The 26,325-nt window shown below is 72.5% G+C and carries 24 protein-coding genes, 3 tRNA genes and 1 pseudogene; 12 read left to right on the top strand and 16 right to left on the bottom strand.

Annotated elements, in window-relative coordinates; all coding sequences use genetic code 11:
• Positions 1 to 93: 93 nt before the first annotated feature.
• Both bldC and ABT106_RS09800 read right to left on the bottom strand, forming a co-directional pair.
• Positions 94 to 300, bottom strand: coding sequence for a developmental transcriptional regulator BldC (gene bldC / locus ABT106_RS09805; RefSeq protein WP_003949541.1), 207 nt, complete (start codon positions 298 to 300; stop codon positions 94 to 96).
• 568 nt (positions 301 to 868) lie between these two features.
• Positions 869 to 1,723: a DUF8083 family protein gene (locus ABT106_RS09800; RefSeq protein WP_351274830.1), complete on the bottom strand. Its 855-nt coding sequence runs from the start codon at positions 1,721 to 1,723 to the stop codon at positions 869 to 871.
• A gap of 238 nt (positions 1,724 to 1,961) precedes the next feature.
• On the opposite strand from ABT106_RS09800, the gene ABT106_RS09795 reads away from it, so the two are divergent.
• Both ABT106_RS09795 and ABT106_RS09790 read left to right on the top strand, forming a co-directional pair.
• Positions 1,962 to 3,056 carry a Leu/Phe/Val dehydrogenase gene (locus ABT106_RS09795; protein WP_351274829.1) on the top strand — a complete coding sequence of 365 codons (1,095 nt, stop codon included), beginning with the start codon at positions 1,962 to 1,964 and terminating at the stop codon, positions 3,054 to 3,056.
• 290 nt (positions 3,057 to 3,346) lie between these two features.
• Positions 3,347 to 3,613: a DUF3073 domain-containing protein gene (locus ABT106_RS09790; protein ID WP_351274828.1), complete on the top strand. Its 267-nt coding sequence runs from the start codon at positions 3,347 to 3,349 to the stop codon at positions 3,611 to 3,613.
• A 79-nt stretch (positions 3,614 to 3,692) separates the two neighbouring features.
• Here ABT106_RS09790 and purM read toward each other — a convergent pair whose 3' ends face one another.
• Together purM and purF are read right to left on the bottom strand one after the other, a co-directional pair.
• Positions 3,693 to 4,778, bottom strand: a complete 1,086-nt coding sequence (gene purM / locus ABT106_RS09785; protein ID WP_351274826.1) for a phosphoribosylformylglycinamidine cyclo-ligase — start codon at positions 4,776 to 4,778, stop codon at positions 3,693 to 3,695.
• 106 nt (positions 4,779 to 4,884) lie between these two features.
• Positions 4,885 to 6,402, bottom strand: coding sequence for an amidophosphoribosyltransferase (purF, locus tag ABT106_RS09780; RefSeq protein WP_267721639.1), 1,518 nt, complete (start codon positions 6,400 to 6,402; stop codon positions 4,885 to 4,887).
• Positions 6,403 to 6,562: 160 nt separating this feature from the next.
• On the opposite strand from purF, the gene ABT106_RS09775 reads away from it, so the two are divergent.
• The gene (locus ABT106_RS09775; protein WP_312847264.1) at positions 6,563 to 6,658 is read left to right on the top strand and encodes a putative leader peptide; all 96 of its coding nucleotides are present in this window, start codon (positions 6,563 to 6,565) and stop codon (positions 6,656 to 6,658) included.
• A gap of 129 nt (positions 6,659 to 6,787) precedes the next feature.
• Positions 6,788 to 8,212, top strand: a complete 1,425-nt coding sequence (locus ABT106_RS09770) for a sulfatase-like hydrolase/transferase (protein WP_351274823.1) — start codon at positions 6,788 to 6,790, stop codon at positions 8,210 to 8,212.
• A 92-nt stretch (positions 8,213 to 8,304) separates the two neighbouring features.
• Here the strand turns inward: ABT106_RS09770 and ABT106_RS09765 are convergent, their stop codons facing one another.
• The 7 genes from ABT106_RS09765 to purS all read right to left on the bottom strand — a co-directional run bounded on the left by ABT106_RS09765 (position 8,305) and on the right by purS (position 14,749).
• Complete coding sequence (locus tag ABT106_RS09765) at positions 8,305 to 9,102, bottom strand: META domain-containing protein (RefSeq protein WP_351274821.1); 798 nt, start codon at positions 9,100 to 9,102, stop codon at positions 8,305 to 8,307.
• A gap of 127 nt (positions 9,103 to 9,229) precedes the next feature.
• Positions 9,230 to 10,021 (bottom strand): maleylpyruvate isomerase family mycothiol-dependent enzyme, encoded by a 792-nt coding sequence (locus ABT106_RS09760; protein WP_351274819.1) that lies wholly within the window; start codon positions 10,019 to 10,021, stop codon positions 9,230 to 9,232.
• Positions 10,022 to 10,031: 10 nt separating this feature from the next.
• Positions 10,032 to 10,823 carry a M23 family metallopeptidase gene (locus ABT106_RS09755; RefSeq protein WP_351274865.1) on the bottom strand — a complete coding sequence of 264 codons (792 nt, stop codon included), beginning with the start codon at positions 10,821 to 10,823 and terminating at the stop codon, positions 10,032 to 10,034.
• Between the two features lie 66 nt (positions 10,824 to 10,889).
• Complete coding sequence (locus ABT106_RS09750; protein WP_351274817.1) at positions 10,890 to 11,438, bottom strand: ArsR/SmtB family transcription factor; 549 nt, start codon at positions 11,436 to 11,438, stop codon at positions 10,890 to 10,892.
• Positions 11,439 to 11,550: 112 nt separating this feature from the next.
• Positions 11,551 to 13,800, bottom strand: coding sequence for a phosphoribosylformylglycinamidine synthase subunit PurL (gene purL / locus ABT106_RS09745; RefSeq protein ID WP_351274815.1), 2,250 nt, complete (start codon positions 13,798 to 13,800; stop codon positions 11,551 to 11,553).
• Positions 13,797 to 14,501 carry a phosphoribosylformylglycinamidine synthase subunit PurQ gene (purQ, locus tag ABT106_RS09740; RefSeq protein WP_267721629.1) on the bottom strand — a complete coding sequence of 235 codons (705 nt, stop codon included), beginning with the start codon at positions 14,499 to 14,501 and terminating at the stop codon, positions 13,797 to 13,799. Before purQ ends, purL begins: the two co-directional genes overlap by 4 nt.
• A 2-nt stretch (positions 14,502 to 14,503) precedes the next feature.
• Positions 14,504 to 14,749 carry a phosphoribosylformylglycinamidine synthase subunit PurS gene (purS, locus tag ABT106_RS09735; protein WP_283457338.1) on the bottom strand — a complete coding sequence of 82 codons (246 nt, stop codon included), beginning with the start codon at positions 14,747 to 14,749 and terminating at the stop codon, positions 14,504 to 14,506.
• A 351-nt stretch (positions 14,750 to 15,100) separates the two neighbouring features.
• On the opposite strand from purS, the gene ABT106_RS09730 reads away from it, so the two are divergent.
• From ABT106_RS09730 to ABT106_RS09695, 8 genes are all read left to right on the top strand, one after another.
• On the top strand, positions 15,101 to 15,418 hold the full coding sequence (locus ABT106_RS09730) for a histone-like nucleoid-structuring protein Lsr2 (RefSeq protein WP_351274812.1): 318 nt from the start codon (positions 15,101 to 15,103) through the stop codon (positions 15,416 to 15,418).
• 88 nt (positions 15,419 to 15,506) lie between these two features.
• A tRNA-Gly gene (locus ABT106_RS09725) sits at positions 15,507 to 15,578 on the top strand.
• Positions 15,579 to 15,659: 81 nt separating this feature from the next.
• Positions 15,660 to 15,732: transfer RNA gene (locus ABT106_RS09720), tRNA-Gly, on the top strand.
• 166 nt (positions 15,733 to 15,898) lie between these two features.
• Complete coding sequence (locus ABT106_RS09715) at positions 15,899 to 16,843, top strand: ABC transporter ATP-binding protein (RefSeq protein ID WP_351274810.1); 945 nt, start codon at positions 15,899 to 15,901, stop codon at positions 16,841 to 16,843.
• Between the two features lie 5 nt (positions 16,844 to 16,848).
• Complete coding sequence (locus tag ABT106_RS09710; RefSeq protein ID WP_351274808.1) at positions 16,849 to 17,604, top strand: ABC transporter permease; 756 nt, start codon at positions 16,849 to 16,851, stop codon at positions 17,602 to 17,604.
• Positions 17,605 to 17,632: 28 nt separating this feature from the next.
• On the top strand, positions 17,633 to 18,901 hold the full coding sequence (locus ABT106_RS09705) for a sensor histidine kinase (protein WP_351274806.1): 1,269 nt from the start codon (positions 17,633 to 17,635) through the stop codon (positions 18,899 to 18,901).
• Positions 18,898 to 19,509: a response regulator gene (locus tag ABT106_RS09700; protein ID WP_351274804.1), complete on the top strand. Its 612-nt coding sequence runs from the start codon at positions 18,898 to 18,900 to the stop codon at positions 19,507 to 19,509. The genes ABT106_RS09705 and ABT106_RS09700 overlap by 4 nt, the downstream gene beginning before the upstream one ends.
• 22 nt (positions 19,510 to 19,531) lie before the next feature.
• Positions 19,532 to 19,604: transfer RNA gene (locus tag ABT106_RS09695), tRNA-Gly, on the top strand.
• Positions 19,605 to 19,651: 47 nt separating this feature from the next.
• Here the strand turns inward: ABT106_RS09695 and ABT106_RS09690 are convergent.
• The 5 genes and pseudogenes from ABT106_RS09690 to ABT106_RS09670 all read right to left on the bottom strand — a co-directional run.
• A complete protein-coding gene (locus ABT106_RS09690; RefSeq protein WP_351274802.1) occupies positions 19,652 to 20,566 on the bottom strand; it encodes a phosphoribosylaminoimidazolesuccinocarboxamide synthase in 915 nt (304 codons plus the stop codon).
• Between the two features lie 72 nt (positions 20,567 to 20,638).
• Positions 20,639 to 22,126: a N,N-dimethylformamidase beta subunit family domain-containing protein gene (locus tag ABT106_RS09685; RefSeq protein WP_351274800.1), complete on the bottom strand. Its 1,488-nt coding sequence runs from the start codon at positions 22,124 to 22,126 to the stop codon at positions 20,639 to 20,641.
• Between the two features lie 234 nt (positions 22,127 to 22,360).
• Complete coding sequence (locus ABT106_RS09680) at positions 22,361 to 24,091, bottom strand: M48 family metalloprotease (protein ID WP_502979281.1); 1,731 nt, start codon at positions 24,089 to 24,091, stop codon at positions 22,361 to 22,363.
• A gap of 287 nt (positions 24,092 to 24,378) precedes the next feature.
• Positions 24,379 to 25,632: a phosphoribosylamine--glycine ligase gene (purD, locus tag ABT106_RS09675; RefSeq protein WP_351274798.1), complete on the bottom strand. Its 1,254-nt coding sequence runs from the start codon at positions 25,630 to 25,632 to the stop codon at positions 24,379 to 24,381.
• Positions 25,633 to 25,692: 60 nt separating this feature from the next.
• Positions 25,693 to 26,325 (bottom strand): annotated as a pseudogene (locus ABT106_RS09670) (DNA polymerase III subunit gamma and tau); the annotation flags it as partial.

The raw sequence follows: 26,325 nt of genomic DNA, 5'->3' as shown, positions 1-26,325 counted from the left end.
TGTTGGGGCAGGTTCGGCCGCATGAAGCAATGTGGGTTTCATCGGATTGGGGGACCCGAATACGACCCGTTAAAACAGGGGTGCTGCGGAACCTCAGGCCTCGCTGCGCTGCTGCGGAATTCCCGCAAGCAGTGCGCGGACCTCAGCCTCGCGGTAACGGCGGTGTCCACCCAGGGTGCGGATGGACGTGAGCTTGCCAGCCTTGGCCCAGCGGGTGACCGTCTTCGGGTCCACGCGGAACATCGTGGCAACCTCAGCCGGGGTCAGCAGCGGCTCGGCATCAGGGGTGCGAGCGGTCATGAGCGGCCTCCTCGGGAGAACCGAACCATCTCGGTTCTTTCCTCTAAATTCTGCACCTTGGCCCGCGGTGCCCGAAATGGACATACGCGGGCCGAGTCGGTTATAGGACGAACGGCTTGTCCTCGGCACTACAACTACACCATCCGTCCAGCCCCAAGGGCCAAACCGACGGAATTGCCCTCCGAGGTGTTCATCAGCGGCGGAAGCCGATGGACCGCCCCATAACGGACAGTCACCCCACTGTGACGATCAGTCACAGAGCGATCAGGAGTCGTCAGACCCCCCGTAGAGCGCAATGCCGAGCATTCCACCCTTAGTTGGACGGAAGGAACCCTCCCCGGACTCCTTGTCCTATTTTGGCACGAGGGTAGGGGAAGGGCGCAAGGGTGTAGATAGTGCGGTCCGTCACGCTTGGGCCAATGGCCCGTATCGGGACGAAGGTCCTGGCACTACGTCCCAAATCTCACGATCAGGGCTCTGATCAGGCACTTATGGCTGATCGACCGATAGACAGCGGTACGTGCGCCCCCTTCAGGGGTCGGATCCGGCCGTAGCGGCGACTTCTGGCCTAATTCGCGAACAGCCTCTCCCGCACCGCCCTCCAGCGCTCCGCGAGCTCCTCGTACGTCTCGACCGCACCCTCGGTGTCGCCCGTCCGCAGCGCGTCCAGGCCCGAGGCCAGGTCCCGGGCCGAGCGGTCTCCCGCCAGCCGGTCCGCCGGCAGCGCGTGCAGCAGCCCGCCGTAGTCCAGCTCGACCATGGAGCCCGGGTGGAACTCCTCCAGCCAGCTGCCGACCTCCACCAGGCCGTCGGCGAGCATCCCGTACCCCTCCGCCTCCCGCAGGACCCGCAGGGCCCGCGCGAGCCGCCGGCGCGCCTGCACCATCGGCGTCCGGTAGCGCAGCCGCCGGCCCGGCACGTACTCCCGCTCCTCGTCCGCCACCAGCACGAACCAGCGCAGCGGCACCTGCCAGACCCCCGTACGGATCCAGGGGCGCGCGTCCGGGTTCCGCTCGCGCCAGCGCTCGTAGTCGTCGGTCGCCCGGCGGCGCGCGTCCGGCGGGAGCGCCGCGTCCAGCACCGGGAGCGGGAACCACTCCACCAGTTCCTGGAGCGCCAGCCAGCCCCGGAGCCGGGTGCGCCACGGGCAGACCAGCAGCACCCCGCCGACCTCCGCCGTGAAGGCGTCGGCGCTCTCCTGCGCCGGGACCCCGACCACGGGCACCCGCACCAAGTCGGCCAGCGACCGGCGCAGTTCGTCCTGGGCCGTCGGGCTCACCCCGCGCCGGGCGTAGTCGGCCCAGTGGGCACGCTCCGGCTCGGGGAAGGCGGCCAGTGGCTCGTAGACGCGCAGGTAGGAGGCGTACGGGACGGTCGGCGCCGTGCGGGCAGCCGGCAGCTGGGGCTCGGGGGATTCACTCACGCCCTCCTACCTCCCCCCTTTGGGCGCCGGGTTCACCTCCGGGGCGCCGGCGGCGTGGCGGACGGCCGCGGGCGCCCCCGGAACCCCCGCGCCCGGGGGTCCGTACTCCGGGAGGGTTCCGATCCCCGGACAGGTCGCCTCAGCGGGCCCCGCAGGTCTTACGCTGCTCCCAGCACGCCCTCCCCCACCCGCAGGGCGGGCGTCATTCCGCCGCATCTCTTCCATGGGAGTCACCACCGTGACCGAAATGACCGACGGCGTCCTGCACACCCTGTTCCGTACGGAACAGGGCGGCCACGAGCAAGTCGTGCTGTGCCAGGACCGAGCCACGGGCCTCAAGGCCGTCATCGCGATCCACTCCACCGCCCTGGGCCCCGCCCTCGGCGGTACGCGCTTCCACGCGTACGCCTCCGACGAGGAGGCCGTCCAGGACGCGCTGAACCTCTCGCGCGGCATGTCGTACAAGAACGCCCTCGCCGGTCTCGACCTCGGCGGCGGCAAGGCCGTGATCATCGGTGACCCCGACGTCCTCAAGAGCGAGGAACTGCTGCTGGCCTACGGCCGGTTCGTGGAGTCTCTCGGCGGCCGCTACGTGACCGCCTGCGACGTCGGCACCTACGTGGCCGACATGGACGTCGTGGCCCGCGAGACCCGCTGGGCGACCGGCCGCTCCCCCGAGAACGGCGGCGCGGGCGACTCCTCCGTGCTCACCGCCTTCGGCGTCTTCCAGGGCATGCGCGCCAGCGCGCAGCACCTGTGGGGCGACCCGACCCTGCGCGGCCGCAAGGTCGCCGTGGCGGGCGTGGGCAAGGTCGGCCACTACCTGGTCGAGCACCTGCTCGAGGACGGCGCCGAGGTCGTCATCACGGACGTACGGGAAGAGTCCGTGCACCGGATCCTGGAGAAGCACCCGGGGAAGGTCACGGCGGTCCTGGACACGAACGCGCTCATCCGCGTTCCGGGCCTGGACGTCTACGCCCCCTGCGCGCTCGGCGGGGCCCTGAACGACGAGACGGTGCCGGCCCTCACCGCGAAGATCGTCTGCGGTGCGGCGAACAACCAGCTCGCGCATCCGGGCATCGAGAAGGACCTCTCGGACCGCGGCATCCTCTACGCCCCGGACTACGTGGTCAACGCGGGCGGCGTGATCCAGGTCGCCGACGAGCTGCGCGGCTTCGACTTCGACCGCTGCAAGGCCCAGGCGACGAAGATCTTCGACACCACCCTCGCCATATTCGCACGTGCGAAGGCGGACGGTATCCCGCCGGCCGCCGCGGCCGACCGGATCGCCGAGCAGCGGATGTCCGACGCCCGCGCCGTGCGCGCGGTCTGACCCCTCCGGGGACCCCTGGGGGCGCCCGCCGGGGGCGCGGCGAGACGGAACTCACTGCGCTTCGGCGGGTCGCCCGCCAGGAAAGGGTTAAAATCGCAGCTGACCAGCGAGGACGGGGTGCCCCGCTGGTTCTGCACCGGGGCGCGTCATGCGGGCGGCGTACCGTATGGCCGCGGAAGCAGGTACCGTTAAACCCCTACGGACGGTCTCTCCACGGAGAGCCCGCTCCGAACCATGAACGCGTGTCAGACTCTGGGGCCGTCGAGCCCCGTCACCGAGGGGGTCGAGCCATGGGGCGCGGCCGGGCCAAGGCCAAGCAGACAAAGGTCGCCCGCCAGCTGAAGTACAACAGCGGCGGGACTGATCTCTCGCGTCTGGCCAACGAGCTGGGCGCATCGCCGACGGAGCCGCTGCCTATCAGCGAGCCGGTCGAGGTCGATGACGATCAGGACGATGACGACGACGACCCGTACGCGCAGTACGCGGCTCGGTACAACGGCGATGACGACGACGAGGACGAAGAGTCCGGTCCGTCGGCACACCGCCGCGGCGCTTGACGCCAACGGCGTCGGCACAGCAGGACAGAAAGCCGAAACCCGGTCCAGGGCATAGCCCCGGGCCGGGTTTCGGTGCTGTTCAGCTCGCGTAGGTGCCGGTCAGGGTGGCGCCCCCGGTGTGGTCGCCGCGGTCCAGGCTGCGTCGATCCTCGATGGCGCCCGCGACCCACGCGTCGACGCCCCGGTCGGACAGCACGGTCAGCGCCACGTCCACCGACTCGGCGGGGACGACGGCCATCATGCCGACGCCCATGTTCAGCGTCTTCTCCAGCTCCAGCTGCTCCACCCGGCCGGCCTTGCCGACCAGGTCGAAGATCGCGCCGGGGGCCCAGGTCGACCGGTCGACCGTGGCGTGCAGGTGGTCCGGGATGACCCGGGCCAGGTTGGCCGCGAGGCCGCCGCCGGTGATGTGCGAGTAGGCGTGCACCTCGGCCGTACGGGTGAGGGCCAGGCAGTCCAGGGAGTAGATCTTCGTGGGTTCCAGCAGCTCCTCGCCCAGGGTGCGGCCGAGCTCGGCGATCTCCTGGTCCAGGGACATTCCGGCCCGGTCGAAGAGGACGTGCCGGACCAGCGAGTACCCGTTCGAGTGAAGGCCGGAGGAGGCCATCGCGATGACGGCGTCCCCCGTACGGATGCGATCGGCTCCCAGGAGGCGGTCGTACTCCACGACGCCGGTGCCGGCGCCCGCGACGTCGAAGTCGTCGGGACCCAGCAGGCCCGGGTGCTCGGCGGTCTCGCCGCCGACCAGGGCGCAGCCGGCGAGGACGCAGCCCTCGGCGATGCCCTTGACGATGGCCGCGACACGCTCGGGATGCACCTTGCCGACGCAGATGTAGTCGGTCATGAAGAGGGGCTCGGCGCCGCAGACGACGATGTCGTCCATGACCATCGCGACCAGGTCGTGGCCGATGGTGTCGTACACGCCGAGCTGGCGGGCGATGTCGACCTTGGTGCCGACGCCGTCGGTGGCGGAGGCCAGCAGGGGGCGCTCGTAGCGCTTGAGGGCGGAGGCGTCGAAGAGGCCGGCGAAGCCGCCGAGGCCGCCGAGGACCTCGGGGCGCTGCGTCTTCTTCACCCACTCCTTCATCAGCTCGACGGCGCGGTCGCCCGCTTCGATGTCCACGCCTGCGGCTGCGTAGCTGGCACCGGTGGTCTTCTCTGTCATGACAGGAGAGAGCTTTCGTGTCGTTACTGCGGGTGGTGCCGGGCCCTGGGAGAAGCCTCAAAGACAGGGCCCGGCGCAGGTGGAGCGGGCCGGACGGGAATCCGGCCTACGGGCGGCGGAGCGCGTCGGCGGCGTCCGTGCCGCCGGCCAGCTCGGTTTCCAGGAGCTGCTTGCCCAGGAGCTGCGGGTCGGGCAGCTCCATCGGGTACTCGCCGTCGAAGCAGGCCCGGCAGAGGTTGGGCTTCTGGATGGTGGTCGCCTCGATCATCGCGTCGAGCGAGATGTACGAGAGGGAGTCCGCGCCCATGGAGGTGGCGATCTCGTCGACCGTCATGCCGTTGGCGATGAGCTCGGCCCGGGTCGCGAAGTCGATGCCGAAGAAGCACGGCCACTTCACGGGCGGCGAGGAGATCCGGATGTGGACCTCCGCCGCGCCGGCCTCGCGGAGCATCTTGACCAGGGCGCGCTGGGTGTTGCCGCGGACGATCGAGTCGTCCACGACCACCAGGCGCTTGCCCCGGATGACTTCCTTGAGGGGGTTGAGCTTCAGCCGGATGCCGAGCTGGCGGATCGTCTGCGAGGGCTGGATGAAGGTCCGGCCGACGTAGGCGTTCTTGACCAGGCCGACTCCGTACGGGATCCCGCTGGCCTCGGCGTATCCGACGGCGGCGGGCGTGCCGGATTCCGGCGTCGCTATCACCAGGTCGGCGTCCACCGGGGCTTCCTTCGCCAGGCGGCGGCCCATCTCGACGCGCGAGAGGTAGACGTTCCGGCCGGCGATGTCGGTGTCGGGGCGCGCCAGGTAGACGTACTCGAAGACACAGCCCTTGGGCTTTGCTTCCGCGAAGCGCGAGGTGCGCAACCCGTTCTCGTCGATCGCGATGAGTTCGCCCGGCTCGACCTCGCGGACGAAGCTGGCGCCGCAGATGTCGAGGGCGGCGGTCTCGCTCGCGACCACCCAGCCGCGGTCCAGGCGGCCGAGGACCAGCGGGCGGATGCCCTGCGGGTCACGGGCGGTGTAGAGGGTCCCCTCGTCCATGAAGACGAGCGAGAAGGCGCCCTTGACCTTCGGGAGGACCTTGGTGGCCGACTCCTCGATGGTCAGGGGCTTGCCGTCGTCGTCGGTCTGTCCGGCGAGGAGGGCGGTCACGAGGTCGGTGTCATTCGTGGCGGCCACCTGGGTGGCACGGCCGTCTTGACGGGGGAGGTCGGCGACCATCTCGGCGAGCTCGGCGGTGTTCACCAGGTTGCCGTTGTGACCCAGGGCAATGGAGCCGTGGGCGGTCGCGCGGAAGGTCGGCTGGGCGTTCTCCCAGACGGAGGCCCCGGTGGTCGAGTAGCGGGCGTGACCGACCGCGATATGACCTTGGAGCGAGCCGAGAGAGGTTTCGTCGAAGACCTGGGAAACGAGGCCCATGTCCTTGAAGACGAGGATCTGGGAACCGTTGCTCACAGCGATTCCCGCGGACTCTTGTCCGCGGTGCTGTAGTGCATACAGTCCGAAGTAGGTGAGCTTGGCGACCTCTTCACCCGGAGCCCAGACACCGAAGACGCCGCAAGCGTCCTGGGGGCCTTTCTCTCCGGGGAGCAGGTCGTGGTTGAGTCGTCCATCACCACGAGGCACGGAACCGAGTGTAGGCGAGATCGACCACTGGTCCGAATTGGGGACGGCCGGGAAAAAGTCACAGTGCGGACAGTCGGTCCGTCCGTGCGGAGGGTGACCGTCTCGAAATCCGGAATGCCCTGGTTGACAGGTGCCTGCCGGTTCGTACAAGCTCCGCCCCATGCAGCCTCTCGGTGACCGCACCGTCACCCTCGTCGAGCGCCGGCACGTGGACCTGGTCCGTGTCGCGAGCGCCATCTGTCGTCGCTGCGCGTAGGCATCCGCCTTTTCCCTTTCGCATTTCCTTTTCTTTTTCCTGCTCCCCGTCCGAGCCCGCCCCGCCGTGCCGTGCGCCGCTGCGCGCCGCCCCCGGGCGGGCCGGCGGGCCGTGCCCTGGAGTACCTCTGTGAGCTCGAACGAATCCCCCCTGTCCCGGCGTGCCTTCGGGGGTGCGGTCGGTGTGACCGCGGCCGCCGCCGCGGTGGGGCTGGGCGCCTCGCCGGCGCAGGCCGCCGAGGAGCGCCACGCGGCCCCCGAGGAACGGGAGTTCCGCGCCGCGCGGGACCGCCGGTCCCGTCGTCCGAACATCCTGTTCATCCTCGGTGACGACCTGGGCTGGGCCGACCTGTCCTCGTACGGGTCCCCGCACATCAAGACCCCGAACCTGGACCGGCTGGCCCGCCAGGGCGTCCGGTTCACCGACGCCTACTCGGGCTCGGCGACCTGCTCCCCGACCCGGTTCAGCCTGTACACGGGCCGCTACCCGGCCCGTACCAAGGGCGGTCTCGCCGAGCCGATCGCCGACAAGTCGGCGGGCCTGGAGCCCACGCACCCGACGCTGGCCTCGCTGCTGAAGGAGGCGGGGTACTCCACCGCGCTGATCGGGAAGTGGCACGCCGGCTACCTGCCCGACTACAGCCCGACGAAGTCCGGCTGGGACGAGTTCTTCGGCAACTTCGGCGGGGCCCTGGAGTACTACTCCAAGCTCGGCCTGGGCGGCGAGTACGACCTCTACGAGGGCGACACCGAGTACAAGGACCTGCGCTACTACACGCGGATCATCACCGAGCGGGCGAGCGAGTTCGTGGGCCGCGAGCATCACGGCAAGCCGTGGCTGCTGAACCTCAACTACACGACCCCGCACTGGCCGTGGATCGCCGAGGGCGACACGGAGGAGAGCGCCGAGATCGTCCGCCGGATCAAGGCGGGCGACGGGCGGGCGCTGTGGCACCAGGACGGCGGCTCGGTCGAGAAGTACAAGCAGCTGGTCGAGGACCTCGACCGGTCGGTCGGCGAGGTGCTGAAGGCGCTGAAGCGCTCCGGCCAGGAGGACAACACCCTGGTGGTGTTCTCCAGCGACAACGGCGGCGAGCGGTTCTCGTACAACTGGCCGCTGTCGGGGAACAAGGCGTCGCTGCAGGAGGGCGGCATCCGGGTCCCGAACATCGCCCGCTGGCCCGCCCGTCTGGAGGGCGGCCAGGTCAGCCACGTCCCGGTGTTCAGCCCGGACTGGACGGCGACGCTGCTGGAGGTGGCCGGGACACGGCCGCACCGGGCGTACCCGCTGGACGGCGTGAGCCTGGCCGGATACCTGCTGCGCGGCGAGAAGCCGGCCCAGCGGGACCTGTTCTGGCGGGTGCGCGGGGAGCGGGCGCTGCGCCGGGGCGACTGGAAGTACTACCGCGGCAAGGCGGGCCGGGACCAGCTGTTCAACCTGGCCGGTGACGTCCGCGAGCAGGCCGACAAGGCGGCCGTGGAGCCGGCCCGGCTGGCGGAGCTGCGGGCGGCCTGGGAGAAGACCGACGCGGGGCTGCTGCCGTACCCGGTCTGAGCCGGGAGGGGTTCCGGCGCCGTGCGGGCGCCCCCTGGGCAGGGGGCGCCCGGGCAGCGGCGCGGGCTTCCTCGCGGCGGGCCGGGGCGCGGTCACTCCGCGGCGGAGCCCGCCTTCGCGCCCAGGCCCGCGCCGTCGGGGGCGGTCAGGGTCAGCGTGCCGCCCTGGACCTTCCACGTGAGCGGGCCGCTGCCCAGCAGGCCGGTCAGGGTGCGCTCGACCTCGCCCTCCGGGCCCTGGCAGGCCATCCGGGTCGTGGTGAGCGGCCCGAAGACGACGGTGGCCCCGTCGACGGTGGCCTTGGAACTGAACCGGTTGCAGCCGAGGCTGCCGCTCGCGGCGCCGTCTGCGGCGAGGGTGAAGCGGGCCTTGCCGGCCGCCGCGGCCGGCACGGACGACACGCTCTCGCCGCTGATCAGGGACTCGACGGTCCACTCGGTGACGGTCAGCGGGGCGTCCGGGTCGGCGGGTGCGGAGGTCATGGCGAGGGTGCTCCCGTCGGCGGTCTTCAGGGTGAGCCGGTCGGGGCCGCGGTCGAGGGTGAGCCGGCCCCGGAACAGCTTGGCGAACTCGATCTCGAACGCCTGGTTCTCGCAGGCCATGGTGGTCGACATGCCGGGGGTGACGGTCAGGGCGGCCCCGCCCTCGGGGACCACCTTCGCCGTGAAGCCGTTGCAGCCGTAGTTGCCCTTGGCCTCGTCCCCGGCGAGGTCGAGGCGGGCCGCGGCGGGCGCGTGGAGCGTCCGGCCGCCGGTCGTCAGGGACTCGACGCGCCAGGAGCCCTGGCCGCCGGGCGGCTGATCGGCCGGCTCCTCCCCCGCTCCGCCGCCGCAGGCGGCGAGGGCGAGGACGAGGGCCAGGCCGGGGGTGAGGTTCCGGAGAGTACGCATGCCCCTGTGACGGAACGGCCGCCGGAGCGGTTCCGCCCGGCTCGTGGGCCGGACGGGCCGGTTCCGCGCGGCTCGTCGGCGGGCCGGCCCGGTTCCGCGGCTCGTCGGCGGGCCGGCCCGGTTCCGCTCAGCTCATCAGCGGGAGCAGCGCCGACAGGTCGGCCCGCTCCCCGCCGGCCCGCACCAGGGCCGCGTCGAGCGCGTCCGCCCAGCGCGTCCGGCCGGTCGCGAGCCGGATCCACGTCAACGGGTCGGTCTCCACCACGTTCGGCGGGGTGCCGCGGGTGTGGCGGGGCCCCTCGATGCACTGGACCACCGCGAACGGGGGGATCCGTACCTCGACCGACCCGCCCGGCGCCCGTACCGCGAGGGCGTCGGCGAGCAGCCGGGTGCAGGCGGCCAGGGCCTGGCGTTCGACGGGGATCTCCAGCCCGGCGGCCCGGTTCAGGTCGTCGGTGTGGACCACCAGCTCCACGGTGCGGGTGACCATGAAGTCGGCGAGGGTCATGTTCCCGATCCACAGGTCGAGCACGCGGTGGCCCGGGTGGGCGTCGAGGGCCTCGGCCAGCCGGGCGGCCGCCCGCTCGTACAGCTCGGGCAGCGGGGCGCCGACCAGGGTCTCCCGGGCCGCCTCCGAGATCCTTCCGGCGAGGGAGGCGGTGGCGAAGGGCCACTCGACGGCCGGCAGCCCGGCGACGGCGGCCGGCGGCCGGTCCAGGCCCGCCGCGAGGGAGTCCGCGATCCACGCGACGTGCGCGGCGAGGTCGGCGATGGTCCAGTCCCCGAGCCCGCTGGGCCGCGCCAGCTGCCCGGGGGGCAACTGCCCCACCGCGCGGGCGACATGGCCGAACTGCGCGGTGACGGCCGCGCGGATCTTGGCGGGGTCGTAGGCGCGTTGCTTCTTCCTGGCGGGCGGCATGGCCCCGACCCTACTCGGCGGCCTTCTCCGGCCCGGGGAACACCGGGGCAGCGGTGTCGAAGACGGCACCGGCGGCCGGGACGCCCACGCCGCGCCAGGTGAAGGGCAGTCCGCGGGCCGTGTCGGGGTCCGGGCCGTCCATCAGCTGGAAGTGCAGGTGCGGTTCGGTGGAGTTGCCCGAGTTGCCGCAGTCGGCGAGGCGCCGGCCCGCCGCGACGCGGTCTCCCGGGCGCACCGTGAGGGAGCCGCGGCGCAGGTGGGCGTAGAGGGCGTACCTGCCCTCGCCGAGGTCCAGGACCAGGTGGTTGCCGAGGACCGGGCCGACGCCCCCGAGGTCGCGGAAACCGCCGGCGAGGAGCATCTGGTAGAGCGCGGCCGGACCGGAGTTGCGGCTCAGGTGGTCGCGCGCCCGGTCGCTCGTACGGACCACGGTGGCATCCGCGACGGCGAGCACCGGGGCGCCGAAGGCGGGGAAGTCGTCGGGGCGGCGGACCAGCGGCCGGAAGGTGGCGAAGGCGGGCCGCTCCCGGCCGGAGCCCGGCTCCCCCTCGGCCACGAGGTCGATGGCGCATGCCTGCCCGTAGCGGTGCGTGCCGTGGCTGGGCGTCCGGTCGGCCGGACTGTTGAGTGCCGACCAGCGCCCCGAGACGGGCGGTTCGACCTCGATCGGCGGCTCGCCGGTGCGGGCACCGCGCGCCGCCCCCGCCCCGACGGCCGCGTGGAGCAGCGCGCCGGCTCCGGCGCACAGCAGGAACCAGAGCATGCCGAAGGGCAGGCCGACGGTGAGGTCGACCGCGATCATGGCGAACGCGAGGACCAGCAGGATCCGGTAGAGGATGTGGAAGGGCTTGGGCACGGCGGGTTCACCTCACGGGGTCGCGGCGGAGAGCAGGACCAGGAGCGGGACCACGCGCGCGCCGGGGACCTCGTGGCGGCCCCGGCCGACCGGGTGCACCCAGCCGGCGGCGGTCAGCTGGCGCAGGTGGTGGTAGACCTGCCCGCTCGTGCCGACCCCGTCGAGGGCGGTCAGCTCGGCGGCGGTGCGCCGGCCGGCCAGGATCTCGCGCAGCAGCCGCAGCCGTACGGGGCTGCCGAGGGCCGCCAGGGACTCGGCGGTGCCCGCGCCGCCGGCCCCGCCGTGGGCTTCTTCCTCGGAGGCGTCGTGCGCCGCGCCGCCGAGGAGGGAGCCGGTGACCGCGGCCTGCTGCCACTCGTACCGCTCTCCGGTGGGCAGGGTGACGGCGCCCGTGAACAGGACCCCGCCCTCGTCGGCGCCGAGCGCGCCGAGCTGCTCCTTCCAGCCCTCCAGGGCCCAGAAGTCCCCCTCGGCGGGCTCCGGCCGGGCGGCGGCCCGGCGCCCGGACTCCACCTCGGTCAGGCGGCGTTCCAGCTCCGCGACACGCTCCTCAAGCTCCATGACTCGAAACTACGTGATGACGTAATCACGCACAAGGCCGGTACGAGCCGTCCGGACACGAACGGGCCCCCGCCCGGAACGCGTCCGGACGGGGGCCCGCGACGGAGCGGGATCAGGCGAGGAGCGCCGGGATCGTCGCCTCGTGGGCCTCGCGGAGTTCGGCCAGCGGGAGCGTGAACTCGCCCTGGACCTCGATCTCGTCGCCGTCCACCACGCCGATGCGGGCGGCCGGCAGACCCCGCGCCCCGCACATGTCGGTGAAGCGCAGCTCCTCGCTGCGCGGAACGGACACGATGGCCCGGCCCGCGGACTCGGAGAACAGGAAGGTGAAGGCGTCCAGGCCCTCGGGGACCACGATCCGCGCACCGTTGCGGCCGCGCAGACAGGACTCGGTGAGCGCCTGGATCACACCGCCGTCGGACAGGTCGTGCGCGGCGTCGACCATGCCGTCGCGGGAGGCGGAGATCAGGATCTCGCCGAGCAGCCTCTCGCGGCCCAGGTCCACCTTCGGCGGCATGCCGCCGAGGTGGTCGTGGACGACCTGGGACCAGGCCGAACCGCCGAACTCCTCGGCCGTGTCGCCCAGCAGGTAGAGCAGCTGGCCGGGCTCCGCGAACGCCATGGGCGTCCGGCGGTTGACGTCGTCGATCACACCGAGGACCGCCACGACCGGGGTCGGGTGGATCGCGGTGGAGCCCGTCTGGTTGTAGAGCGAGACGTTGCCGCCGGTGACCGGGGTGCCCAGCTCCAGGCAGCCGTCCGCGAGACCGCGGGTGGCCTCGGCGAACTGCCACATGACGTCCGGGTCCTCGGGCGAGCCGAAGTTCAGGCAGTTCGAGATCGCGAGGGGCTTGGCACCGGTCGCGGCGACGTTGCGGTACGACTCGGCCAGCGCGAGCTGCGCGCCGGTGTACGGGTCGAGCTTGGCGAAGCGGCCGTTGCCGTCGGTGGCCATGGCGACGCCGAGGTTGGTCTCCTCGTCGATGCGGATCATGCCCGCGTCCTCGGGCTGCGCCAGGACGGTGTTGCCCTGCACGAACCGGTCGTACTGGTCGGTGACCCACGACTTCGAGGCCTGGTTCGGGGAGGAGACCAGCGCGAGCACCTGCGCGCGCAGCTCGGCCGAAGTGGCCGGGCGCGGAAGCTTGTTCGCGTCGTCCGCCTGGAGCGCGTCCTGCCACTGCGGGCGGGCGTACGGGCGGTGGTAGACGGGGCCCTCGTGGGCGACGGTGCCCGGGGGCACGTCCACGATCTGCTCGCCGTGCCAGAAGATCTCCAGGCGCTCGCCCTCGGTCACCTCACCGATGACGGTGGCGATGACGTCCCACTTCTCGCAGATCTCCATGAACCGGCCGACGTGACGCGGCTCGACGATCGCGCACATGCGCTCCTGCGACTCGCTCATGAGGATCTCCTCGGGCGAGAGCGTCGCGTCGCGCAGCGGGACGGTGTCCAGCTCGACCCGCATGCCGCCGGAACCGGCCGAGGCCAGCTCGCTCGTGGCGCAGGAGAGCCCGGCGCCGCCGAGGTCCTGGATGCCCGCGACCAGCTTCTCCTTGAAGATCTCCAGGGTGCACTCGATGAGGAGCTTCTCCTGGAAGGGGTCGCCGACCTGGACGGCGGGGCGCTTGGTCGGCTTCGAATCGTCGAAGGTCTCGGACGCGAGGACCGAGACGCCGCCGATGCCGTCGCCGCCGGTGCGGGCGCCGTAGAGGATGACCTTGTTGCCGGGGCCGGAGGCCTTGGCGAGGTGGATGTCCTCGTGCCTCATCACGCCGATGCAGCCGGCGTTGACCAGCGGGTTGCCCTGGTAGCAGGCGTCGAAGACGACCTCGCCGCCGATGTTCGCCAGCCCCAGGCAGTTGCCGTAGCCGCCGATGCCCGCGACGACGCCCGGCAGGACGCGCTTGGTGTCGGGGTGGTCGGCCGCGCCGAAGCGCAGCGGGTCCACGACGGCGACCGGGCGGGCGCCCATGGCCAGGATGTCGCGGACGATGCCGCCGATGCCGGTGGCCGCGCCCTGGTAGGGCTCGATGTACGAGGGGTGGTTGTGCGACTCGACCTTGAAGGTGACCGCGTATCCCTGGCCGACGTCGACGACGCCGGCGTTCTCGCCGATCCCGACGAGCATCGCGTCGTTCTCGGGGATCTTCTCGCCGAACTGCTTCAGGTGGACCTTGCTGCTCTTGTACGAGCAGTGCTCGGACCACATGACCGAGTACATGGCGAGCTCGGCGCCCGTGGGGCGGCGGCCGAGGATCTCCCGGATGCGGGCGTACTCGTCCTCCTTGAGGCCGAGTTCCTTCCAGGGCTGGGCCGCGTCCGGGGTCTCCGCGGCGTTCTTGACCGTGTCCAGGCTCATGCGTTGACCAGCTTCTTCAGGACCGACGTGAAGAACGGGATGCCGTCGGTGCGGCCGGTGCCGACCAGCGGCTCCACCGCGTGCTCGGGGTGCGGCATGAGGCCGACGATGTTGCCCCCGGCGTTGCTGATGCCGGCGATGTCGCGGAGCGACCCGTTGGGGTTGCCGGCTCCGTCGGCGGCGTCGCCGTCGACGACGTAGCGGAAGGCCACGCGGCCCTCGGCCTCCAGTTCGTCGAGCGTGCGCTCGTCGGCGGTGTAGCGGCCGTCCACGTTCTTGAGCGGGATGGAGATCTCCTGGCCGGCGGTGTAGTCGCCGGTCCACGCGGTCTCCGCGTTCTCCACCCGCAGCTTCTGGTCGCGGCAGATGAAGTGCAGGTGGTTGTTCCGGAGCATCGCCCCCGGCAGCAGGTGCGCCTCGGTGAGGATCTGGAAGCCGTTGCAGATGCCGAGGACGGGCATGCCGCCCCTGGCCTGCTCGATGATGGTCTCCATCACCGGCGAGAAGCGGGAGATGGCCCCGGCGCGCAGGTAGTCCCCGTAGGAGAAGCCGCCCGCGAGGACGACCGCGTCGACCTGGTGCAGGTCCTTGTCGCGGTGCCAGAGCGAGACGGGCTCGGCCCCCGCGAGGCGGATGGCGCGCAGCGAGTCACGGTCGTCGAGCGTTCCGGGGAACGTGACGACTCCGATGCGAGTGGTCACCGTCAGGCCTCGACCTTCACGGTGAAGTCTTCGATGACGGTGTTGGCGAGGAACGTTTCGGCCATCGTGTGGATGCGGTCGAGGGCGGCCTGGTCGACCGGTCCCTCCACCTCCAGTTCGAAACGCTTCCCCTGGCGGACGTCGGCGATCCCGTCGAAGCCCAGACGCGGCAGTGCACGCTGCACCGCCTGGCCCTGGGGGTCGAGGATCTCCGGCTTGAGCATGACGTCGACTACGACGCGTGCCACTGGCACTCCCGTGTGGTGGTTGGTGCGAAGGCGGTTCCCTCAGCGTACCCGGCGAAAATTTCTACGCGGGTAGATATCCTTCGACCGTGATCCCCGGAGGGATTCGGCTTCACCAACGCTTCGCAAAATCCCCCGGAAAACCACGCCCCCGGCATTGCGGCGGGACACGCGGAGAGAATTAACTGGGCTTCGCAATGCAATGGGAATCAAGGTACAAAGGAATCACCCGGTGCGAGTGACTTTTGCCGCTTCGCAACGGGGACGGAAAGATGCATTGCTCCGAAACATCCACACAGGCGACATCACCGCACGTCAGTAGGCGGTGGTGATCGCGCGAAGGGACCGATATCCGTGGCGCAGCGCGTAGTAGTCACGCTCTCCGACGACATCGACGGCGGAGAAGCGGCGGAAACGGTCGTGTTCGCTCTGGACGGTAAGTCGTACGAGATCGACCTCAATCCGGCCAACGCAAAGAAACTGCGGAAGGGCCTCGCCCCCTTCATGGCCGCCGGCCGGCGGCAGTCCCGCTCCGGGAGGGCCTTCAAGCACACGGCCATCGCACCGGACCCCGCGGTCGTCCGGGCCTGGGCCCGGTCCAACCAGCACGAGGTGCCGCCGCGCGGCCGCATCCCCAAGAGGATCTACGAGGCGTACAACGCGGCCCACTGAGAGCCGATTTGCCATCCACCCCCCTGTGTCGGCTAGTGTGTGGATCACGCCGAGGGGCGAGGCCGCAGGTCAAAGCCCCCCAGGTCGTGCGGGTGTAGTTCAGTAGTAGAACATCCCTCTTCCAGAGGGAAGGCGCAGTGTGCGATTCCTGTCACCCGCTCTGCATCGCTTTACCGGCCACCACAGTGGATCAGGTAGAGTGATGCACGCATTGCCGAGCGCGTAGTTCAGCGCGGCGCATGCGGACGTAGCTCAGTTGGTAGAGCACCACCTTGCCAAGGTGGATGTCGCGAGTTCGAGTCTCGTCGTCCGCTCAGAGTGAGAAGGCCCCGGTCATTGCGACCGGGGCCTTCTTCGTGTGTCCGTCCTTTCGGGACGGACCGCCCCGAGTCACCGGTCGGCGGCGCGCCTGACAAATGTCATCGGTGGCCATGACAGCGCGCACTGCCCGGCCTTTCCGGGCGCCGCGAGGCTGGAGACATGACTGACACCGTGATCGACGCCGAGGACCTGCGCCGCGGCTACTCGGGGGGCTTCGAAGCCGTCCGGGGCGTCTCCTTCTCCGTGCGGCGCGGCGAGATCTTCGCCCTGCTCGGCACCAACGGCGCTGGCAAGACCTCCACCGTGGAGCTGCTGGAGGGGCTGGCCGCACCGAGCGGCGGGCGGGTGCGGGTCTTCGGGCTGGACCCGTACACGCGGCGGGCCGAGGTCCGCCCCCGTACCGGCGTCATGCTCCAGGAGGGCGGATTCCCCTCCGACCTGTCCGTCGCCGAGACGGTACGGATGTGGGGCGGGGTCACCTCCGGCGCCCGGCCGGCGGCGCAGGCGCTGGAGCTGGTGGGGCTGGGCGCGCGCGCCCCCGTACGGGTCAAGCAGCTGTCCGGCGGCGAACGGCGGCGCCTGGACCTGGCGATGGCCCTGCTGGGGCGGCCCGAGGTGCTGTTCCTCGACGAACCGACCACCGGCATGGACCCGGAAGGGCGCCGGGACACCTGGGCGCTGGTACGGGAACTGCGGGCGCAGGGCACCACGGTGCTGCTCACCACGCACTACCTGGAGGAGGCCGAGGAGCTCGCGGACCGCCTCGCGATCCTCCACGAGGGCGAGCTCGTCCTGACCGGCACCCCGGCCGAGGTGACGGCGACCCGGCCGGCCCGGATCCGCTTCGCCCTGCCGGCGGACGTGCCCCCGGCCCGGCTGCCGCTGACGCTGCGCGCGGCCGCGCACGGCCGGGACGTGGAGATCCGTACCGAACGGCTCCAGGGCGACCTGACCGAGCTGCTGCGCTGGGCCCACGACCACGGCGTGGAACTCGGCGGGCTCGACGCCCGCTCCGCCTCCCTGGAAGAGGCGTTCCTGGAGATCGCGCAGCACCGCCGGAGCGCCGACGGCCGCAGCGGGAACACGAGGGCGGGGGCCCGGTGAACACCATGACCCTGAACCCCGGGCGCCTCGCCGCGCTCGGCCGCTGCGAGCTCACGCTGCTGGTGCGCAACCGGGCCGCGCTGAGCGTGGCGCTGCTGATGCCGCTGGTGATGGTGTTCGTCCTGCGCACGTCGGTGACCGGCCTGGACGGTGCCAGGGCCATCGGGGAGGCCACCCTGACCGGCGGGATCGGCATGGTGCTGCTGCTCGTCGTCTACATGAACCTCGTCTCCGCCTACGTCGCCCGGCGCGAGGAGCTCGTCCTCAAGCGGCTGCGGACCGGCGAGGCGGGCGACCTGGAGATCCTCGCCGGGACCGCGCTGCCCGCCGCCGTCCTGGCCCTCGGCCAGATCGCCATCCTCGTCGTCGCGGGGTCCCTCGCGCTCGACGTGCCGCTGCCGCGTGAACCGCTGCTGATCGCCGCCGCCGTTCCCGCCGGGATCGTGCTGCTGGCCGGGATGTCCGCGCTGACCGGCGCCGTCACCCGGAACGTGGAGAGCGCGGGCATCACCACGCTGCCGCTGTTCCTGCTGACGTCGCTCGGCTCGGGACTGTTCGTGCCGGCGGACGTGCTGCCGGACGCGCTGGCCTCGTTCTGCGAACTGCTGCCGCTCAGCGGTGTGATGGCCCTGGTGCGGGCCGGCTGGTCCGGGGGCGCCGCGGACGGGGACCTGGCGGCGGCCGCGCTGACCACGCTGGCCTGGACGGCGATCAGCGTGTTTGCTGTTCAGCGGTGGTTCCGCTGGGAACCGCGCCGCTAGGACGCGGGACGAGCCGGGGGGAGGCGCCGTGTCGAAGCTGACCGGCTGGTGGAGGAACCGCAGCAGTGCGGGGAAGGTCGAGCTGTACACGCGCTGGTCGTTCCACTTCTTCGTGCTGATCGAGATCACGACGATCGGCCTCGCCGCGCTGGGGACCATGACCGCCACCAGGTCGGCGCTGCTGCCCGTCTCGCTCTTCCTCGGCGTGTGCGTCCACTCCGTCCTGTGCGGGGTGCTCTCCTCCAGGGCGCTGGACTGGCACGTGGAGCGGCGCGAACGGCCGACGCGGCTCGCCGTGGCCGCCGTGACCGTGACCGCCGCGGTGTGCCTGGCCGTACTCCTCCTGCGCCGGGCCGGGCTGAGCGGGCCCCCGGAGACGGCTCCGACGCTGGTCGTGGGTCTGGCGTGCTTCACCTGCGGCTCGGTGGTCCTGTGCATGCGCAAGGTCCGCCACATGCTGCTGACGGCCCCCGCCATGGCGCTGGGCACCGCGCTGGCGATGCTCGGCATGGGCCTGCCCGCCGGGGAGGCCCTCGGGTACGGCGTCGGCATCCTGCTGAGCGGCCTCTTCCTCGTCGCCGCCTGCGGGTTCTCGGCCTGGCTGGTGCGGGCCGTACGGGAACTGGACCATTCGCGGGAGCTCCAGGCCCAGCTGGCGGTCGCCGAGGAGCGGCTGCGCTTCGGCCGGGACCTGCACGACGTGATGGGGCGCAACCTCGCGGTGATCGCCCTCAAGAGCGAGCTGGCCGTCCAGCTGGCCCGGCGCGAACGCCCGGAGGCGGTGGACCAGATGATCGAGGTGCAGCAGATCGCCCGCGACTCCCAGCGGGAGGTACGGGACGTCGTGCGCGGCTACCGCGAGGCCGACCTGGCGGTGGAGCTGGAGGGCGCGCGGGGCGTGCTGAGCGCCGCCGGGATCGACTGCCGGGTGGAACTGCGGGACCGCCGGCCGCTGCCCCCGGCGGTGCAGTCGGCGCTGGGCTGGGTGGTACGGGAGGCCACCACGAACGTGCTCCGGCACGGGGAGCCGCGGCACTGCGTGATCCGGCTCGCGGCCGTGGACGCCGGGGAGGACCTGGTCCTGGTCGTGGAGAACGACGGGGCGCCCGCCGTGGCCCCGCCGGGCGACGGCGGGCACGGCTCGGGGCTGGCCGGGCTCCGCGAACGGCTGGCCGCACTGGACGGCACCCTGGAGGCCGGCCCCGCGCCCGGCGGCCGCTTCCGGGTCCGGGCCGAGATCCCCGCGCGGCGGCTGCGCGGCGACGCGAAGGACGAAGAAGAGGAGGTGCGGGTGTGAACCCCGTACGCGTGCTGCTCGCCGACGACGAGCACCTGATCCGCGGGGCGCTGGCCGCCCTGCTCGCGCTGGAGGACGACCTGCTGGTGGTCGCGCAGGCGGCTTCGGGGCCCGAGGCCCTGGCGATGGCCCGCGCCCACCGGCCGGACGTGGCGGTGCTGGACCTCCAGATGCCGGGGGCGGACGGTGTGAGCGTGGCCACATCGCTGCGGACCGAACTCCCCGGCTGCAAGACCATGATCGTGACGAGCCACGGCCGTCCCGGCCATCTGAAGCGGGCCCTGGCGGCCGGGGTGCGGGCCTTCGCCCCCAAGACCGTCTCGGCGCAGCGGCTGGCGGAGCTGATCCGGACCGTGCACGCCGGAGGGCGTTATGTGGACCCGGAGTTGGCGGCCGACGCGATCAGCGCGGGGGATTCGCCGCTGACCGCCCGGGAGGCGGAGGTGCTCGAACTCGCGGCGGACGGGGCGCCGGTCGCGGAGATCGCGGAGCGGGCCTCGCTGACGCAGGGGACCGTACGGAACTACCTGTCCTCGGCGGCGACGAAGCTGGGGGCCGAGAACCGGCACACGGCGGTGCGTCTCGCACGGGAGCGGGGTTGGGTATAGTGGGTACCGCGCTACGGCGCATGCGGACATAGCTCAGTTGGTAGAGCACCACCTTGCCAAGGTGGATGTCGCGCGTTCGAGTCGCGTTGTCCGCTCAGCGCAAGAAGCCCCCCGGCCACTGGCCGGGGGGCTTCTTCGTGTCTCAGGTCCCGGTGGCCGCGGTCCACGACAGGCCGGTGAGCCGCTCGTACGCCTCGACGTACTTGGCGCGGGTCCGCTCGACGACCTCCTGCGGCAGTGCGGGCGGCGGGAGTTCGCCCTTGGGGTCCCAGCCGGAGGCGGGGGAGGCCAGCCAGTCGCGGACGTACTGCTTGTCGAAGGACGGCTGGCTGTGGCCCGGCTCCCACTGGTCGGCGGGCCAGAAGCGCGAGGAGTCCGGGGTCAGGACCTCGTCGGCGGCGACCAGGGTGCCGTCCGCGAAGCCGAACTCGAACTTGGTGTCGGCCAGGATGATCCCGCGCTCGCGGGCGATGTCCCGGGCGCGGCCGTACACGGCGAGGGTCGCCTGGCGCAGCAGGGCGGCGGTCTCGGCGCCGACGGTGCGCGCGACCTCCTCGTACGAGACGTTCTCGTCGTGCTCGCCTACGGCGGCCTTGGCGGCCGGGGTGAAGATCGGGGCGGGCAGCTCGGAGCCGTCCACGAGCCCCTCGGGGAGGGCGAGTCCGCAGACCGTACGGGTCTTCTCGTACTCGGCGAGGCCGGAGCCGGTGAGGTAGCCGCGGGCCACGCACTCGACCGGGACCATGTCGAGGTTCCGGCAGATCAGCGTGCGGCCGGCCCAGTCCGCCGGGGCGCCGGCGGGCAGTTCGGTGGAGACGACGTGGTGGGGGACCAGCTCGGCCAGCTGGTCGAACCACCAGAGGGACAGCTGGGTGAGGACGCGGCCCTTGTCCGGGATCTCGGTGGGGAGCACCCAGTCGAATGCGGACATCCGGTCGCTGGCGACCATGACGAGGTGGCCGTCCCCGTCGCGGTAGAGGTCGCGGACCTTGCCGGTGTGGAGGTGGACGAGGCCCGGCACCTGGACCGGCTCGGGCTTTTCGACGAATCCGGACACGGGGTCTCCCTGTGGTTCTGTACGAGCGCACCCCCATTCTCCCGCACGGAGGCCCCCGCACCGCCCGGGGGGTCAGTCGTGCTTGCAGATCCGGTCGAGGAGGTTGGCGGTGGCCCGCTGGACCCGCTCGTCGACGTGGCCCGGCCGGTCGAGCGCCGGGGACCAGGCGAAGGTGCCGGAGGCGAAGACGAGCGCGCCGCTCGGGGCGCGGTAGAGCGAGGTCTCCTGGTGGCGCCGGTGGCCCTCGCCGTCGAGGTACGGGGAGTGCGCGAGCAGGATGCGGTCCTGGTGCTCGGGGAGCTGCGTGCGCGGGAAGTAGCGGTCGGCCTCGCCCGCGACCAGGCCGGGCAGTTCGTCGTTCTCGCCGGCGCCGGTGGAATCCCAGATCCAGTGCGTCGCGTTGCGCACGATGAGGGGCTCGGGCTCGGGGACCCGCCCCGCGTACTGGATGCCGAGGAGCTGCTGTTCGGGGCGGTCGACCTCGCGCCAGAGGCTGGAGCGTCCGGGGCCGCGGCGTTTTCGGCAGGTGAGGAGCCGGTCGTCGACCCCGGAGGGGGACGGGCCCAGTTCCACCTGCCAGTACATGGTGTTCGCGGAGAGGAAGACCAGCGAGGTGCCGTGCTCGCGGGCGCGCTCGGCGGTGCGGCGCATCGGGGCCGACCAGTACTCGTCGTGGCCGGGGAAGACCAGGCCCCGGTAGCGGGTCGGGTCGACGCGGCCGGAGTGCAGGTCGCGGGTGTCGGCGTAGGCGAGGTCGTAGCCATAGCGCTCGGCCCAGCGGATGAAGTCGTAGGCGTGGCCGACGTGCAGGGGCAGGCCGGCGCCCGCGTAGGGGCGGTCGAAGGAGACGGTGATGGCGGCGTCCCGCTCGCCGAGCAGCCGCCCCTCCTCGTCCCAGGCGTGGTAGAGGCTGGCGCCGGTGCGGCCGTCCTCGGGGTAGAGGTTGTAGGCCTGCCAGGTGATGTCGGGGAGCAGGAGCAGCAGGTCGGCGGGGTGGTCGTCGCGGACCGTGAAGGGGACGTGGGAGCGGTAGCCGTCGACGGTGGTCAGGACCGCCACGTACGCCCCGACGCTCCAGTAGCTCGGGACCTGGAGGCGCCAGGACATCCACCAGTGGTGGCAGGAGACGGTGCGGTCGGCGGCGAGGGGGGCCGGCTGGACGATGCCGGAGAGCCGGGGGCTGGTGGTGATCTTGGAAGCCCCGTCGCCGCCGTAATGGCCGATCCGGTAGACGTCGACGGAGAACTGCTGGGGCGGGTCGACGGTGATGTGGAAGTCGATGGCCTCGCCGGGGGTGACGGCGCCGGTGGAGGTGAAGCCCTTGATCTGGCGGTGCACGTCGTCGGCGGTGCGGGGGCCGCCGTTGCTCCGGGCGCGGGGGATCCGGCCGGTGCCCGCGGCCGCGGCGGCCGGGTCCACGTACCAGGGCACGACCTGGCCGGTGTCGTCGAAGTACAGCTCGCTGCCCCGGAACCAGGGCAGGGGCCCCTGCCCGAAGGGGTCGTTCACCGCGTGCGCGAGCGCACCTGACTCCCAACGCCGGATCTGGTCCGCACCCATGACCTCTCCCCTCCCTCGCTCCCCCGAACGGGCATGCACCGGGCCGTCGCGCCGGCACTGTTTCCGGTCACCGTTCAGGTCACCGTTTCCGGTCACCGGACCGCGACCGGTCCCAGCACATCACATAACGCACGCACTCCGTCACCGTTCGTCGCGAATTGACGTGAGTGGAACATTCCCGTCCGCTTGCCTGTACGAGCCGTGGCCGGCGGCGCGGCCCGTCCGGACGCGGGGTCAGACCAGCCGGACGGGCTTTTCCGGGCGCACGCCCAGGTCCGCGAGCCAGTCCCGCAGCGGCCCCGGGTCGCCGTCCTCGACCAGCGACAGCACGCGCGGCGCCAGATCGGAACGACGGGCTCCGCCGACCAGCAGGACCGGCCCGTCGAGCCAGTCCAGCCCGGGGGCGGCGCCGGCCGAGTCCACCGCCGCGCAGCACACCATCGCGGTCACGTGGTCGGCCAGCAGGTCCCGGCCGCTGCGGGGCGGCTGCAGCGGGAACAGCGGTACGGCGTCCGCGCCACGGGCCTTCCCGGCCCCGTCGGCCGGGCCCGAGGCGCGCTCCTCGCGGGCCAGGTCCCCGCTGAGGCGGCCGGCCAGCGCCTCGCCGGGCGCGCCGTCGCCGGCGGGATCCGTGAGGTAGCCCAGCACCCGTTCCAGCGTGGGCCCGGTGAAGGCGTCCGGGGGGGCCGGAGCGGTGCCCGCGGGGGCGGCCGCAGCGGGGACCGGCGTACCGGGGGCGGTCTTGCCGGGGGCGCCCGCGGGGACGGCCGGGGCGGAAACCGCCGGGGCCGCGGCGCCCGCGGGGGCGGACAGGGCGTCCAGGGCCGAGTGCAGGCGGGCCGCCTCGGTGCGCCACTTGCGGTCCACGACCTCCTCCGGGTACGCCGTCCAGTCCACGGGGGACCAGTCGGGCCCGGGCTCGGACGGGCCGCCGTGGAAGAGGCGGGCGGCCAGCAGCGACGTCGCCTCGTCGATCGCCCCGGGCTGGTCCAGCAGGTCACAGGCGGGCCGCTCGCCGAGGCGCGAGGTGAACCCCTCGGCCAGCCGGTCCCGCCGGGACAGCTCGGTCAGCGCGGAGACCACCCCGGCGTCGAGGTGCGCCGGCCAGCGGCCCATCCGCCAGGCGGGCAGCGCGACCCGGGTCAGCAGCCGGTCCCAGCCCGCGTAGGCGAGGCCGACCTGCTCCTGGGCGACGATGCGCAGCCCGTAGTCCACACCCTGTGCACGGTCCGAGGCTGCCGCGGCCACGCCGCGCTCCATCTCGGCGGCGTCCACCCGGCACAGCCGCAGCAGCAGCCGCGCGGGCCCGGCGATCCAGCCGAGGCCGGGCCGGCCGCCCACGTCCACGGCGGCGTCCAGCCCGCGTACGAAGCCGCGCGCGTCGGCTATGTCGGGGTGCGCGGAGGGGCCCGTACCGGCGACGACGGGGGCGAGGACGGCCCGGAGCTCCGCGACCCGCATCCACCACAGGAACGGCGAGCCGATCACCAGCACCGGGGCCGCCCCCGGCTGCGATTCCGGCCCCGCGGACCTGCCGCCGCGGCGGTGCGCGGCGTGGGTTCGGTCCTCGAGCCAGCTGTCGCAGTCCGGGGTCAGGGCTATCGCCGAGGGCGCCGGTACGTCCATCCGGTCGGCCAGGTCGCGCACCAGCCGGTACAGGTCGGGAGCGGCGCTCTCCGACAGCGGGACGGTCGGGGTCACGGCGGGACTCGCCCGCAGCACCACCGCGGCGAAGGCCCCCCAGACGAGCAGGACCACCACGGCGGCCGCGCAGACGGCCAGGGTCACCGCGGGCCAGGGGTCACCGGCCAGCCGGCCCGTCATCCGGGCGGCGACCAGCACCACCGCGAGGGCGGCGGGCAGCAGCCCGACGGCCAGGGCCCTGCTGCGTACCCGCAGCACGGCCAGGGCGCGGGAACGCGCGGACGGCACGCCCACTTCCATGATCGAACCGGTTCCGGACACGGCCGGACCTCACCCCCTCTGCCCTGCGGCGGCTTTGCTCACTCCCCCACTGTGACACCCGCCCCTGACATCGCAATGCCGGTGGGCCAAGTGCCGGAATGCTTGCGCCGCACCCTAGTTGGGGCACGCCCGGACGTCAGGCAGACCGGGTGACGATCACCCGATGGAATGGCTTTGGGTAAAGGTGGGTGCGTTCGAACGCGGCCGGATGCAATCGCCCGGGGACATGCCGGCGGGCCCGGACGCACCTCGTGCGTACCGGGCCCGCGGTTCCACCTCGACGCGGCTCAGCGCCCTTCGGCCGCCCTGGCCGCGATGTCCGTACGGTGCTGGGAGCCGTCCAGCCGGATCCGCGCGACGGCCTTATACGCCTTCTCGCGGGCCTGCACCAGATCGAAACCGGTCGCCGTCACCGACAGCACGCGGCCGCCCGCACTGACGACCGCGTCGCCCTCCTGCCGGGTCCCGGCGTGGAGCACGTACGCGTCGGGCGCGTCCAGCTCGGCGACCTCCGCGAGGCCCTCGATGGGGTCCCCGGTGCGCGGGGTCTCCGGGTAGTTGTGCGAGGCGATGACCACGGTGACCGCGGCGTCGTCGCGCCAGCTGAGCGGGGGCTCGGAGTCCAGGGTGCCGTTGGCGGCGTGCAGCAGGACGCCGGCGAGCGGAGTGCGCAGCCGGGCCAGGACCACCTGGGTCTCGGGGTCGCCGAACCGGGCGTTGAACTCGATGACCCGGGTGCCGCGGCCGGTGATCGCGAGCCCCGCGTAGAGCAGTCCGGAGAAGGGGGTGCCGCGGTGGCGCAGCTCGTCGACGGTCGGCTGGAGGACCAGCTCCATGACCTCCTCGACCAGCTTGGGGTCGGCCCAGGGCAGCGGGGAGTACGCGCCCATGCCGCCGGTGTTGGGGCCCTCGTCGCCGTCGAGCGCGCGCTTGAAGTCCTGCGCGGGCTGCAGCGGCACCACGGTGACGCCGTCGGTGATGGCGAAGAGGGAGACCTCGGGGCCGTCGAGGTACTCCTCGATGACCACGCGGTCGCAGGCCACCCCGTGGGCCCGGGCGGCGGCCCGGTCGGAGGTGACCACGACGCCCTTGCCGGCGGCGAGGCCGTCGTCCTTGACGACGTACGGGGCGCCGAAGGCGTCGAGCGCCGCGTCCACCTCCTCGGGCGTGGTGCACACGTAGCTGCGCGCGGTCGGGACCCCGGCTGCGGCCATCACATCCTTGGCGAAAGCCTTGGAACCTTCCAGCTGCGCGGCCGCGGCGGTCGGGCCGAAGCAGGGGATGCCGGCGGCGCGGACGCTGTCGGCGACACCGGCGACGAGTGGCGCCTCCGGGCCGACGACGACCAGGCCGGCGCCGAGCTCGGCGGCCAGCCGGGCCACCGCGGTGCCGTTGAGGGCGTCGACGGGGCGCAGTTCGGCCACCTCGGCGATGCCGGCGTTGCCGGGAGCGCAGTACAGGGCGGAGACGTCGGGGTCGAGGGACAGAGAGCGGCACAGGGCATGTTCGCGGGCGCCGCCGCCGATGACGAGGACCTTCACGCCGCTCAGCCTAGCCGGGACGGCGCGGCCGGATTCGTGCGGCCACCCAACTACGGGGGCCTACTCGTTCGTGTATTCCTCCACAACCGTCGCTCCGAGCTCCCGCACGATGAGGTCGTGACCCGTCAGGGCGCTGTCGACCAGGTCGGGATCGTCCTCCTCGGGGACGTCGTCCTCGGGCGCCACCGGCGGCGCCTGCCGCGCCGGGGGCTGCTGCGAGGGTGACGACTGCTGGGGCTGCGGGGGCTGCTGCGGGTACGGGGCGGCAGGGGCCTGCTGGGCCGGGGCCGGGCTGTAGGCGGGCGGGGCCGGGGCCGCGTACGAGGAGGAGACGGCCGGGGCCGGTCCGCCGCCGCCCACCACGGCCTCGATCTTCCAGTTGACCTGGAACTGCTCGGCGAGGACCGCCTTGAGCACCTCCTCGCTGCCGCTGCTCGCGAAGTTGTCGCGGGCTCCGGCGTTGGGGAAGCCGAGTTGCAGGACGGCGCCGTCGAACCCCGCGACCTGGGCGTTCTGGCTGAGCAGGATCCACGTGAAGCGGCGGCGGTTCTTGACCGCCTCCAGGACGGAGGGCCACATGGCCTGGATCTGCCCGGCGCCGGCGGCCGAGCCCGGGGACGGCGCGGGGGCCGCGGGCCCGGCGGGGGCCTGGGCGGCCGGCGCCGGGGGCTGGGCCTGGGCCTGGTGGGCGGC

It is taken from the genome of Streptomyces sp. NPDC002044 (assembly GCF_040296725.1).
Classification (GTDB): domain Bacteria; phylum Actinomycetota; class Actinomycetes; order Streptomycetales; family Streptomycetaceae; genus Streptomyces; species Streptomyces antarcticus.
Note: the sequence above shows the minus strand (reverse complement) of the source record. Positions and strands in the feature narration are given on the sequence as shown.